The sequence below is a fragment of the Kordiimonas sp. SCSIO 12610 genome (assembly GCF_024398015.1).
In the GTDB taxonomy this organism is placed as follows: Bacteria; Pseudomonadota; Alphaproteobacteria; order Sphingomonadales; family Kordiimonadaceae; genus CANLMI01.
Genome location: NZ_CP073747.1, coordinates 1,909,774 through 1,923,393, shown reverse-complemented (window position 1 = coordinate 1,923,393; position 13,620 = coordinate 1,909,774). Strand labels below are relative to the sequence as shown.

The 13,620-nt window shown below is 45.0% G+C and carries 11 protein-coding genes; all 11 read right to left on the bottom strand.

What is annotated here, in order from left to right; translation table 11 throughout:
* Nucleotides 1–82: 82 nt before the first annotated feature.
* Nucleotides 83–2,299, bottom strand: a complete 2,217-nt coding sequence (locus KFF44_RS08870) for a molybdopterin cofactor-binding domain-containing protein (RefSeq protein WP_255933415.1) — start codon at nucleotides 2,297–2,299, stop codon at nucleotides 83–85.
* Nucleotides 2,292–2,762 (bottom strand): (2Fe-2S)-binding protein, encoded by a 471-nt coding sequence (locus KFF44_RS08865; RefSeq protein ID WP_255933414.1) that lies wholly within the window; start codon nucleotides 2,760–2,762, stop codon nucleotides 2,292–2,294. The genes KFF44_RS08870 and KFF44_RS08865 overlap by 8 nt, the downstream gene beginning before the upstream one ends.
* A 100-nt stretch (nucleotides 2,763–2,862) precedes the next feature.
* Entirely contained in the window at nucleotides 2,863–4,686 is a 1,824-nt protein-coding gene (locus tag KFF44_RS08860) for an ABC transporter ATP-binding protein/permease (RefSeq protein WP_255933413.1), read from the bottom strand.
* Nucleotides 4,687–4,712: 26 nt separating this feature from the next.
* Nucleotides 4,713–6,524, bottom strand: coding sequence for a PAS domain S-box protein (locus tag KFF44_RS08855; protein ID WP_255933412.1), 1,812 nt, complete (start codon nucleotides 6,522–6,524; stop codon nucleotides 4,713–4,715).
* Between the two features lie 95 nt (nucleotides 6,525–6,619).
* Entirely contained in the window at nucleotides 6,620–7,396 is a 777-nt protein-coding gene (locus KFF44_RS08850) for a TIGR02281 family clan AA aspartic protease (RefSeq protein WP_255933411.1), read from the bottom strand.
* Between the two features lie 100 nt (nucleotides 7,397–7,496).
* The gene (locus tag KFF44_RS08845; protein ID WP_255933409.1) at nucleotides 7,497–8,249 is read right to left on the bottom strand and encodes an MBL fold metallo-hydrolase; all 753 of its coding nucleotides are present in this window, start codon (nucleotides 8,247–8,249) and stop codon (nucleotides 7,497–7,499) included.
* On the bottom strand, nucleotides 8,246–9,052 hold the full coding sequence (locus KFF44_RS08840; protein ID WP_255933407.1) for a TatD family hydrolase: 807 nt from the start codon (nucleotides 9,050–9,052) through the stop codon (nucleotides 8,246–8,248). Before KFF44_RS08840 ends, KFF44_RS08845 begins: the two co-directional genes overlap by 4 nt.
* Nucleotides 9,052–10,605: a methionine--tRNA ligase gene (gene metG, locus KFF44_RS08835; RefSeq protein ID WP_255933406.1), complete on the bottom strand. Its 1,554-nt coding sequence runs from the start codon at nucleotides 10,603–10,605 to the stop codon at nucleotides 9,052–9,054. The genes KFF44_RS08840 and metG overlap by 1 nt, the downstream gene beginning before the upstream one ends.
* A 59-nt stretch (nucleotides 10,606–10,664) precedes the next feature.
* Nucleotides 10,665–11,774 (bottom strand): DNA polymerase III subunit delta', encoded by a 1,110-nt coding sequence (locus KFF44_RS08830; RefSeq protein ID WP_255933405.1) that lies wholly within the window; start codon nucleotides 11,772–11,774, stop codon nucleotides 10,665–10,667.
* Complete coding sequence (tmk, locus tag KFF44_RS08825; RefSeq protein WP_255933404.1) at nucleotides 11,771–12,418, bottom strand: dTMP kinase; 648 nt, start codon at nucleotides 12,416–12,418, stop codon at nucleotides 11,771–11,773. The genes KFF44_RS08830 and tmk overlap by 4 nt, the downstream gene beginning before the upstream one ends.
* Before the next feature lie 17 nt (nucleotides 12,419–12,435).
* Entirely contained in the window at nucleotides 12,436–13,617 is a 1,182-nt protein-coding gene (locus KFF44_RS08820; RefSeq protein WP_255933403.1) for a D-alanyl-D-alanine carboxypeptidase family protein, read from the bottom strand.
* Nucleotides 13,618–13,620 lie beyond the last annotated feature (3 nt).

Below are 13,620 nucleotides of genomic sequence, written 5' to 3'. Positions count from 1 at the left end.
TTTCAAGTGCTTTTTTTGAATAATTGATTATTTATATATGAATAGCGTGCGGTTTTATGCCGCACGCCACATAAAAAGGAGCTTAAACAAGCGAGTGATTAATGAGTGGTAGAGAGCGAATTCGCTTTCCTGTTGCTGCGAATACAGCATTCATAACAGCGGGAGCAATTGGGGGTGTTGCAGGCTCCCCTAACCCACCAATTTCTTTTCCTGAATCGATAAATTCCACCTGTATATCCGGTGTTTCAGCTAATCGAACAACATCATAGTCAGGGAAGTTTTCCTGAACTACACGACCGTTCTCAATGGTAATCTCGCCGAACAAAGCAGCACTCAGACCATATATGACACCACTTTCTACCTGCGCTGTTGCACTGTCCGGGTTCACTGGAAAACCACAATCGACAGCACATGAAACCTTATGCACTTTAATACTGCCATCAGTGATTGAGATCTCAGCGACTTCAGCAACGATTGAGCCGAAGCTTTCGTGCAGAGCTATACCGCGGTAGCGCCCTTCAGGTGCAGCCGATTGCCAACCAGCCATTTCAGCAGCCTTCTTTAATACGGCTGCATGCCTCGGTTTATCCTTCAGTTTTGACATTCTGAATTCATAGGGGTCTATATTTGCTTTGTCTGCAAGCTCGTCAACGAAGGATTCAATAAAGAAGGCATGCTGTGAATGATCTACACTGCGCCACGGGCCAAACGGAACATGGCCCGTACTTCTGACGACACCTGTGTAATTATTATTTGCCGCGTAAGGAATGATTGGCGCTTCTGCAGGTTCGTTTTTATCCGTGTACAGGTTATGCCAAGCATCAATTGCACCATTGTCAGCAACAACCGCCTTAAATCGGCTAAGAAGGGCTGGGCGATATGCATCCTGTTGCATATCTTCTTCTCGAGAGTAAATAAGCTTTACAGGAGCCCCTACTTCCATCGCAACTTTAACGGCAGGTGCAACATAATCCGATGTTTGGTGGACACGTCGCCCAAAGCCACCACCCAACATGCAGGGGTGATAAGTGATATTTTCGATATCTATTCCTGTGATTTTGGCAGCGATGGACTTTACCGTAATTGGTGTCTGAGTGCCTGTCCAAATATCAACTTTGCCATCCTGGATACGTACAGTACAATTCATTGGTTCCATCGTCGCATGAGCCAGATATGGCACCCTATAGTCGGCTGATATCACGTCAGAACTTGATGATAACACTGCTGCGGCATCACCTTCGTCCACGTCGAGTTCTGGATCCCCAGTTTCTATGGCTTCAGCAAACTGCTTATACAGATCATCAGATGATAAGCTGCAATTAGCACTATCACTGTGGGTAATGTTGATTGTGTCCAATGCCTTTTTGGCGCGCCAATATTTATCCGCTACAACAACGACAGCATTATCAAGCCTTACGATATTTGTGACGCCGGGCATATTTGAAGCGGCGCTGCTGTCTACTTCGGTAATCGCACAATCAAAAACCGGAACGTGGCGGATAGCGCCGTACATCATGCCTTCTACTTCGGCATCAATGCCGTAAACAGCGGTGCCGTTCACCTTCCCCGGGATATCAAAGCGTTTCTTCGATGTTCCCATAATCGTAAACTGATCTTTGGTTTTTAGGGTTGGCGTCGGGTTCGGTGTATAGGTTGCAGCTTTTCTCGCCAATTCACCAAAACTTGCCCGTTTGCCACTCGCTTTATGAAGGACAAATGATTTTTCGGCTGTCAGTTCAGCCTCAGGTATATCCCAGGTTTCTGACGCCGCCTTAATTAACATTTCACGCGCGGCAGCGCCGGCTACCCGCATTCCATATTGGCCTGTAAAGCGAACAGCGGTGCTACCTCCGGTGATTTGAAGCTCCATTCCTTTGGCAATTTGGAAAAAGGCTTTGTTGATAATGGGGGCAAAAACGTCAGGAACGTCGGTACCTCCAAGAATAAACCCTTCACCCAATGGTTCGTTTGCAAAGGCAGCATGAGCAGGCGCTTGTTCCATAGAAACCAGATCCCAATCTGCATCCATTTCATCAGCAGCCATCATCGGCAGGGAGGTATGGCTTCCCTGCCCCATTTCGATATGGGGAACAATAACCTGAACTTTATTATCTTCTGTAATTTTAATCCAACTGGATAACAGTGGGGTTTTATCACCAACAAGTTTCTGGGTTGCCTTATGCTGCGGGGTCAAGGAGGCAAAACCAACCACCAGACCACCACCGATCACACCACCAGTTGCCAGCAAAAACTTACGACGGGACATCTTCTTTTTGGGAGCATTTTCCTGATTAGACATTGGCTTTCTCCCTCGCATCAGCAACAGCATGAATGGCTTTGCGTATTCTTTGATAACTTCCGCATCTGCAAATATTTGTGATGGAGGCATCGATGTCCTCATCACTAGGGTTAGGGATTTCCTCCAGCAAAGCAGTTACGGCCATAATCATACCAGACTGACAGTAGCCACACTGGGGAACCTGATTTTCTATCCAGGCATTTTGAATATCCGTAAGCTCAGCGCCTTCTGATATGCCTTCGATTGTAGTAATTTCTGTTCCAACAGCATCCTCAACGGGGAATACGCAGGTCCGTGTGGCGGTTCCATCCATATGAACGGTACATGCGCCGCATGCTGCAACGCCGCAGCCAAATTTTACACCCTTAAAACCAAGTTCATCCCTTAAAACCCAGAGTAACGGTGTATCACCTTCTACATCAACACGGTGGGTTTCACCGTTGACCTTTAGATCATATTGCATGCTGGAACCTTCCCTATAATCCATAATACGGAACTATTGAGTATGATAATGCGATAAATATCAAGTGAATATTTCTATTCTGACAATGGAACCGACCGTTTTAATGGTCTTTCAAAGCAAATAGTCTCGCTTCTGCTTCAGACGTTTCTAACTGTCGTTGCCAAAGACTATAATATTGCCCTTCTTGTTCCAAAAGTTCGTCATGTGTCCCTTTCTCGATAATTTCTCCCTTATCGAGGACTATAATTTGATCGGCATTTGTTACAGTCGATAATCTATGGGCAATAACAATCGTTGTCCGCTCTTGGGCGATTTTGTCCAGAGAGGCCTGAATTTCGCCTTCGGTATGGCTATCAAGAGCGGATGTTGCCTCATCAAGCAATAGTATTGGCGGGTTCTTCAAAATAGTGCGGGCAATTGCGACACGTTGTTTTTCACCCCCTGAAAGCTTGAGTCCCCTCTCCCCGACTTCCGCATCGTAACCTTCGGGTAATTGCTCAATGAAGTCATGAATTTGCGCTAATTTTGCGGCGCTGACGATTTTATCGCGCTCTGCTTCTGGGTTTCCGTACCCAATGTTATATTGGATAGTATCGTTGAAAAGAACTGTGTCCTGAGGAACGACACCGATATTGCTCCTAAGCGATCTCTGCTCGACATCACGAATATCTTGGCCATCAATCGTAATGGCCCCTTCAATGACATCATAAAAGCGAAAGAGAATACGCGATATAGTGGACTTTCCTGCACCGCTTGAGCCCACAATCGCGGTAGTGGTGCCAGCAGGTACACGAAAACTGATGTTTTTCAAAATTGGGCGATTTTCTTTATAATGAAACGATACGTTTTTAAATTCAATGGAGCTGTCCTTAATTTTCAGAGGAGAGGCATCGTCTTTGTCGGTGATTTCGGTGCTTGTGCTGATGACTTCAAACATTTTTTCCATATCGACAAGCGATTGCTTGATTTCACGGTAAACAAACCCCAAAAAGTTAAGCGGCATGTATATTTGTATAAGGAGTGAATTTACAAGAACAAATTCGCCAATCGTAAAACGACCACTTGATACTCCGTTGGCAGCCATAATCAGTACAATTACCAAACCAGAGGATATGATAACGCCCTGCCCTATATTTAATAAGGTTAAGGACAGTTGGCTTTTTACCGCCGCCTGCTCGTAAGCGCGAAGTGCGCTGTCAAAGCGGTTGGCCTCATGGTTTTCATTGGTAAAGTATTTAACAGTTTCAAAATTCAATAAACTGTCAATTGCCTTAGTGTTTGCCTTGGTATCCTGATCATTCATTTTGCGGCGAAATTTCAAGCGCCAGTCAGTAACATATGTTGTGAAAAAGATATAAGTGACGAGGCTAAGTAACGTCACAAATGCGTAGGTAAAGCCGAATTCTGACCAGAAAATATAAGTAATCAGGAATATTTCCAGCAGCGTAGGAAGGATGTTAAAAAGCATAAACCGCAGAATGAAATCGATACCGCGTGTTCCGCGTTCGATAATCCTGCTGAGACCGCCAGTTTTACGTTCCAGATGATAACGCAGTGACAAACCATGCAAATGCCTAAAGGTGCTTAGTGCTATTTGCCGAACAGCATGCTGGCTAACCTTAACAAATACGGCATCACGAAGTTCTCCGAAAACCAACCCGAGAACACGGGCAATGCCGTAGCCAATGATTAGACCTACAGGGCTTGCAAGGAACAAAAGCGCAGGGGTTATTTCTTGTTCCCCGCTTAGTATATCAACCGCGTCCTTGAATAAAAATGGGATATAGACGCCGACTAATTTGGCGATCACCAAGAACCCAAGAGCAATAACAACACGGACCTTTAAGTCTAAGCGGCCATCGACCCATAAAAATGGCAACAGGCTTTTAACCGTAGACCAGTGGTTATCTTTCTTATCAGGCACAGTGTTTCTTTTCTGAGATATGTGAGTTATGCATTATTTGGAATTGATACGGGGATTTCAAACCAGAAGATTGCATCTTTGTCTTTTTCCAAAATAAGATCAAATTTACCACCCATCAAGGAGATCAATTTCCGGGTAAGAACAATATTTAAGCCAAATTGATTGTTAACGGCTTCTGCAATGGGGGCATGTATTGCTTCCCGCACATCGTTTGAAATGCCCACACCATTAAGGTAAATTTCGGTTCTTAGCATGAGTGTCGCAGTTTCAACCGGAATACTTTTGACCCTGATCATAACATCACTGTTTTTGGTCTGGTTCGTTGCTTGAAGTATAATATTCAATAGGATCTGAATATAACGTTGTTGATCCCCAATGATTATATTCGGAACGTCGCTCGCAATTTCTTGATCCAATTTATCATTTTCAACCGGAACAATCTCGTGCCCCATTTGCAAAACCGTATCTATCGCAGAGCGGATGTTAAAGGGCGCAAAGTCAAGTTCAACAGCACCAACATCTATTTTCGAAAACTCGGCGAGGTCATTTACGATACATGCCAGAAGTTTTGCGGAACTGTCACTCGTATTTAGAAGCTTAGCCTGAGCGTCAGAGAGATCTGATGACGCCTTTAAACTATCGAGCGTATGCTGAAGACCTTTTACTGGAGCAATGGCTTCTTGAACCGTGGCGGTAAATAACGCGGATTTTGTCTTTGCTAAGTCTTCTGAGGCTTTTGCCTGCTCACTTAGTTCTTTTTCGGTTTCTTTTTGTTCTGCGATATTGCGAAGATACGCTACAAATGTTGTTCCTTCTGCTTCCGTGATACTTTCGATTGCTAATTCGACCGGGAATTCATGTCCATCTTTGTGAAGGGCCGTTATCTCAATTCTTTGGCCGAGAACTTTATGTTCACCGGTTTTAAGATAACGTGACATCCCTTGCCTGTGCGCACTTCGCAAATTGTCGGGGACTATAAGGTCCGCCATATCAACACCAATGGCCTCCTTTGCGCTATAGCCAAAAATAGCCTCTGCCGCTGGGTTGAATGTGATAACTCTTCCAACACTATCGATACTGATTACCCCATCGAGGGCGGAATTTATAACCGCATTTACCTCTTTTTCACGCTGTTGCATGAAACGCATTCTCTCAGCAAGTCGATTAACTTGCTTCATAAGGATGTAGAGTTCCTTGGGGATGCCAAACTTGCGAACAGGATTTGACGCAAGGTTACCACTAAGGATGTCGTCCCCATGGGAAATGCCTCTGCGGAGAGGGATAAAAACAAACCATCCCGTAAACAGAAAAAGGACTGTAAATAACCCACCACCAATCAAAATTCCGTACTTGCGAGCATTTTTCAGCCGTTGATCGACACCTGCATATTCTTTGGTAAGGTCCCACTGTATCCCAAAGGAGCCAATTTGCTCACGCTCGCCCTTAACTAGAGCATAAATCGGAATCTCATGATCGAACGATGCTTTACTATGCAGGATATCACCAGTATCGGCTTGGGCGACTTTTTCTTTCGATCGATCCTTGATCCATGCAGAACGTATGTTTGGATACGTTTTGACCAGCTGTTCAATAAATTTTTGTTTGATTTCGGCGGGGTTACTGTTTGTTTCATTTGCTGAAACCAGATTGTTTACCCCAGCGAGGAAATAACTGATTTGCTCTGTTTCTTTCGTAAGATGGCGTTTTACTGCTTCTGCTTCTTTATATTTGAAAATTTCAGCACCAAAAATCCCCGCGCCAATGAATAGAACCAACGTGAAAACAACATAAAGTACTAATATTGGCGGCCTCACCAAATAGGATGTTAATCGATCCATCTTTACCCTTCAGCCTAAAGAAACTCTATCTTTCTACGATAAGTTACATTTTTTAGACTAATAAGTCATTAATTTAATTGATGTTTCATACAGGCCTATGGGCGTAAAATCATTATATCGCCACGAAATTCAATACTTGAAAATTCATTTAGAACACTAAGGCCAAGTAATGAGCCATTCATTTTAGCGCCGTTTACCGTAACGGGAACGTCATTGAAGCGGGTATCACCAAAGGCAATATGGTCAATTTTTGCTCGTGCGTACGAAACCTCGCCATTCGCGGTATGTGCAATGCCATTAAAGCTCAAATCATCAAGTTGCATACCAATCCGTTCAGCATCTTCTGGACTAAGAACAATATTTGAAGCGCCAGTATCGACCATCATACGAATAGGAACATTGTTTGCGTATGCCCGTAGCCAAAAATGCCCATCTTTGGAACGATGAACAATTAACCCGTCTTCGGTTTCTGAAATACCTGATGGGTCAACGGCGCTCATAAAACTGTTATTGAAATCAGTTTTATACAGGTAAACGGCAGATAGAGCCCCAATGATTGCAACCCATAGTCCTGCAATCTTGGCAAGCCGCAATAGACTACTTTGGCTCCATAGCACTGCCGCGCCGCCGAAAATAACAATAATCACCAAGCCCCGGATCAGGTAGGCTGTATCAATCATATCACCCGGAAATGCAATTGCCAGACCACCAAATAGTAAGAGGATACCCAAAAGAAATACGACAAGCCGCATATAGCGTGGTGAAGAGTTCCGATGGTGACGACCTTGATCAGAGTCATTGGAGTAATAATTTAAATCATCACGCCAATTGTCTTTTTCGTCGTTGTCTGGTCGCCAGGGATTCCCGGTCATATAAAGCTATCCTTTCCAATCAGCTCAAAAGGATAGCCGACTAATACTATATTATCCAAGCAATGTTTTTATTTATGAACGAATTACATAATTGGCAGGCTTAAATTTCCAGAACCATCCCATCGTATGCAACTTCAACGCCCTCAGGAAGTTGATTCTTCAATTCTTCATAATCCATATCCCATGTCATATGGGTGAGGATCGCACGTTCTGGCTTTAATCGTTCAATCCATGCAAGGGTTTGCTCAAGATGAGAATGCGTAGGATGGGGTTCGTAGCGAAGCGCATCAACAACCCAGACTTTAACACCCTCAAGTGTGTCAAATGCAGTTTCGGGTAGCCTGTTTAAATCGGTTGAATAGGCCATATCACCAAAACGATACCCAAGACTGATGGAATTGCCGTGACCTTGCTCAAAAGGTATCATCTTAATATTGCCCACAGTTTTAGGGCCCTTCAGGACATTCGAGCGGCACATCGCAGGATATCCATTCTGACTATTAAAGATATAGTCAAAACGGTGTCTTAAGAGGTTGATCGTTTGCTCATCACCGTAAACAGGGATTTTTTCGCGTGTGACATGGAAAAAACCACGAAGATCATCAATTCCGTGCGTATGGTCCGCATGGTCATGGGTATAAAATACGGCATCAAGCGCATGAACCTTGGCACGCAGCATTTGTTCCCTAAGGTCCGGACTGGTATCAATTAACAGCCGTGTGTCATCTTGTTCTACGAGAACACTAGCACGAAGCCTACGGTTTTTAGGGTTTTTCGGATCACAGGCTCCCCAGTATTCGGGCATCTTTGGAACACCACCAGAGGTGCCGCAACCGAGAATAGTTAGCTTCATGCTGCCGCGCCAACTGGTTTTGGAGGTGTAATTTTATCGAAGAGATTAAAAAAGTTAGCTGTGGTGATATCCCGTAGTTCAGTAAACGGAATACCCTTTAGCTCCGCCACATATTTTGCGGTATCAACAACATAAGCAGGTTCACAGGTTTTACCGCGGTGCGGCACCGGCGCAAGGAACGGCGAGTCTGTTTCCACCAACAGTTTATCCATCGGGATTGTTTTGACCGTTGCTTGAAGGTCTTTTGCGTTTTTAAAAGTAACAATACCTGAAATTGAAATACTCATGCCTATTTCAAGAACAGCATCCGCAAGCATCTGACTGGCAGTGAAACAGTGAATAAGCGCTTTAAATTCACCCTTTTTCATTTCATCCTGTAATATCTGCACACAGTCTTCATCAGCATCACGTGTATGGATAATAACGGGCAAGCCTGTCATCCGCGCAGCCTCAATATGCGTCAGGAAATTAACCTTCTGCATATCACGCGGGGCATTATCATAAAAATAGTCAAGACCGGTCTCACCTATTCCCACGACCTTTGGATGCTTTGCCCGCTCTAATAGTGCGTCAAGAGCTACATCGGGTTCATTCTCAGCCTCATGGGGATGGATACCAACTGTCGCGAAAATATCATCGTGCGTTTCCGCGATGGTACGAACTTCATCAAATTCGCGAATTTTCGTATTTATCGAGAGCATACAGCCAACACCCGCCGCACGGGCGCGATTAATGACAGCATCCTGATCTTCTACGATACCTTTGTAATTCAAATGGCAATGACTATCGACAATATAGCTCATTATGCACTCGCTTCTTCAACAAGTTCCAAACGTGGGAACACACCTTGTGGTTTGTTAATCGACGTTCCTGGCTTAAGGCGCCCTGCCTCGCCCAACTGGGTAAATGTACGCTCAGCCACACCTAACTGGTTCAGTAATTTATCCGCAGAGTCCGGCATAATCGGTTGCATTAAGATCCCAATCTGACGAATTGTATCTGCAAGAACAAAAAGAACCGTTTTCATGCGCTCAATGTCCGTTTTCTTAAGCGCCCATGGCTCTTCCCGTGAAATATAGCCGTCAGCTGCACTTACAATACGCCAGATTTCATCAAACGCGAGGTTGAAAGCTTGTCGGTCCATCAGTTCACGTATTTTCTCAAGTGTTACTTTAGGTAAATTTAATAGTTCATTATCTTCACTTGTTAATTCGCTAAAATCTGGAAGTGCACCATCACAATTTTTATGAATCATCGAAAGTGTGCGTTGAGCCAAATTACCGATACCATTTGCTAGATCGGCATTGCAGCGCTGGACAAAACTGTTTCTTGAAAAATCACCATCATTTCCAAAAGGTACTTCCCTCAAAAGGAAGAAACGAACTGCGTCCAGCCCAAATGTATCAATCAGTTCAAATGGGTCGATAACGTTGCCAAGGGATTTTGAAATCTTCTGGCCTTCGTTTGTCCACCAACCATGGGCAAAAATACGCTTTGGTAAGGGCATATCTGCAGCCATTAGGAAGGCAGGCCAGTAAACGGCATGGAAGCGAAGAATGTCCTTACCAACCATATGCAAATCAGCAGGCCAAAATTTCGAGTAATCTGGATTTTCTTCGTCGGGGTACCCGAGCGCCGTCAGGTAATTTGCAAGCGCATCAATCCATACGTACATGATATGCCCAGGTACATCAGGAACAGGAACGCCCCAAGAAAAGGTTGTCCGAGAGATTGAAAGATCTTGAAGGCCGCCGCTTGCAAAGCTTCTCACTTCATTAAGGCGCGATTTTGGCAGAACAAAATCGGGGTTAGCATCATAATACTCCACTAACCTATCTTGAAATGCCGATAACTTGAAAAAGAAACTCGGCTCTTCTACCCATTCTACTGGCGCTCCTGTCGGGGCTAGTTTTTTGCCGTTATTACCCTGAGCTAATTCATCCTCAGCATAAAAGGCTTCATCACGTACACTGTACCAACCAGCGTACTTGTCTTCGTAGATATATCCTTTATCCACCAAGCGATTCCAAAGGTGTTGAACGGCCTTTTTGTGCCGATCTTCGGTAGTTCGGATGAATTGATCATTGGAAAAATTCATTGCTTCAGCAAGGTCACGAAAGCGCGCTGAAACCTTATCACAAAAGGCTTGCGGATCGATGCCAGCCTTTTCAGCAGACTTTTCAACCTTCTGCCCGTGCTCGTCTGTGCCAGTCAGGAACATGACATCGTATCCGTCCAGCCGTTTAAAACGCGCGAGCACATCACTTGCAAGCGTTGTATAGGCGTGGCCAATATGTGGAACATCGTTTACATAATAAATAGGCGTCGTAACATAATAGGAAGGACGGTCAGTCATAAATATCTCTTAACTCGTGATCAGTGAGCCATCACATAAAGTGATTGGCAATCGATACTTTAGCCTTGGGTCGTTGCTTTTAATTCTGAAAACAAGGAAACTATCACTTGTTTGCGGTCAAGGTTAACAGCGTCGGCCCGTTGTAATAAATGCCCCACCTTTTCCCACAGCTCCAGCCACTTATCAACCCTCGCCATTGCGGAAATTCGCGATATTTGCTGATTTTCGTTCTCAAGTATTTCTACTTCACTGCTTTCCAGCACTGCGGCCTTGGTAATTCGCTCCAAAAATGCCGTAAAGATTTGTGTAAAAAGCCGATATTCGGCATCGGCCTTTGCTGCCGCAAATTCAGTCGCTAGCTTATGAATATCAGGAATGTTCAGCTTAGGGGCCATACTTATAGCCTGAAATGTCTTTTGATAGATGGTTGCGCCGCCAAGACGTTCCATTTCTATCGCCCGGCCGGGTGCACCAGAACACATAGCAGTTAACGTGTTCATTGTTGCCATATCCAGTTCTGGATAACGATGTGCGAGCATGGCACGTACACTATCATTTGAGAGCGGATTTAACTCAAGCGTCCGGCAGCGGCTTCTAATTGTCGGCAGCAATTTGCCCGGGGAATGGGCAATTAAAAAAAGAATTGATTTTTCCGGCGGCTCTTCCAGTACTTTTAAGAGTGCGTTAGCGGCATTGCTGTTCATCTCATCAGCCGCATCAATAATCGCGATACGCCAGCCACCTTCCGAACTGGTTCTTGAAAAGAAACTGATGATGCTTCGAATATCATCAATAACGATGTCATTACGAAGTTTGCCTGTTTTGGTGTTTACACTGCGTTCGGCAACAACAATACCACCGTGGCCACCGGATTTAATACGTTGTATGACCGCTTTCTCTGGATCGATATCAAGTGATGTCGCCTGAGCTGCCAAGTCATCACCAAACAGTCCGTCGCTTGTGTCATTATCATCGTCAGACAATAGGAATTTTGCGCATTTCCAAGCAAGCGTTGCTTTACCAATGCCTTTTGGTCCTGTAATCAACCATCCATGGTGCAAACGCCCGCTATTGAAACTGTCCAGAAAATCACGTTCCGCCCGTTCATGACCAAATAGCAAATCATTCATTTTAGGATGATTGATATGTTCTGATTCAGTATCGCTCATGATGAAAGCTCGAAGCGCTTTTGAACAATACTCCAGATATCATCAGCGATAACCTCGATATTACGTCCGGCATCCACAACTTTAAATCGGTCCTGTTCCTTTGAGGCGAGATCGAGAAATGTCTGCTTCAGTGTTTGATGAAAGCTTTTGTCCATTCGCTCAAACCGGTCTTCTGCATCTGAGTTATCTCCTTCACGTGACAAGGCACGCTTAAGGCTAACATCGAGGTCCATATCCAACAGGATCGTTAGATCAGGCCTAAGGCCATCAGTTGCAAACTCCTGGAGTGCACGAACCTTCTCTATGCCAATACCGCGTCCTGCCCCTTGATATGCTATGGAACTATCGTAATAACGGTCGAGTATCATCCAGGTTCCGCTTTCAAGATTGGGACGAACTAGCTCCTCAACATGTTGGGCGCGATCGGCAGCCATAAGTAAAGCTTCGGTTTTCGCAGTCCAACGGCTAACGTCCCCTTTTAAAAGGAGTTCCCTGATGAGTTTGCCGCCTGCGGTCCCACCCGGTTCACGGCTTACGACTAACGAAATCCCTTGATTTTCCAGTTTTTCCTTCAATAGCGCAATTTGGGTTGATTTTCCGACCCCTTCAGCCCCTTCGAAGGTAATGAACTTACCCCTAGTCATTACGTTTGTTCATCCACTTATTCTTGAGCAGTTGGCACACGGCCAGCCGTTCCAAAGAGCAAATGTTCGAGCGCAGCAGTGATTTTGCCAAAGCCACTGATTTCACCAACATCTGAGGCAGCAAGAAGCGGTGCTGTTATCGGTGATCGGTTTGGAAGCTCGATAATCAATGTACCTACTTGCTGGTCTTTTTTGATGGGAGCTGCAATTGGGTTCGTATATTTCACACTAACCTTCATTTCAGCGCGCTGCCTGCGTGACATGGTAAGGGCCATATCCTCAGCGAGTACCATTTTCAGCGACGGTTGATCACCCAGCCAAACCTCAGCGGTGTCAACAGTATCCCCTGCACCGAATAAGGGATAATGGCTAAAGTTTCTGAAACCAAACTGCATCAAACGCTGGCTTTCACGCATGCGTTCATTAACTGAGGTAAGCCCTCCAACAACGAGAACGAGCCGACGACCATCGCGCTCTGCTGACGCTGCAAGGCCGTAGCCTGATTCTTCTGTGTGGCCTGTTTTCAAGCCATCAGCACCCGCAAAACGACCCAACAAAGGATTGCGGTTAAAACGATTTGAACGAAAATCTTTGTACAAAAACTCTGTTTCAGCAAACATTGGATAGAGATCAGGGAAATCAGTCACGAGCTTGTACGATAAGGTCGCAAGGTCACGCGCTGTCATCACGTGACCTTCTGCCGGCCATCCGTTTGCATTTTCAAAATTACTGCCGTCCATACCAAGCTGTGTGGCCTTGGCGTTCATCCAGTCAACAAAAACACCGTGTGAACCCGCCATATGTTCTGCCAAAACAACGCAGGCATCGTTTCCAGACAGCACGATGATTCCGCGCAGCAAATCAGCAACAGTCACCGTATCACGGGCTCGCAGAAACATGGTTGAGCCACGGTTATTCCAATCGCGCCAAGCACTATCTGAAACGACGACCTCATCATCCAATTGTAGCTCGCCGTTTTTGATGGCATCAAAAGCCATGTAAACGGTCATCAGTTTACTCATGGACGCAGGAGGAAACGGTGTATCAGCGTCTTTTTCAAACAGAATGCTGTTTGTCGTTGCATCAATCAAAATTGCCCGCTTGGCAGGCGTTGACATGCTTTGAGCAAAGAGTGTGTTGGTGATAATAACGAGGCCTGCAAAAATGGCAGTGGTTTTCGTTAAAAGCTTTTTATTCATTAC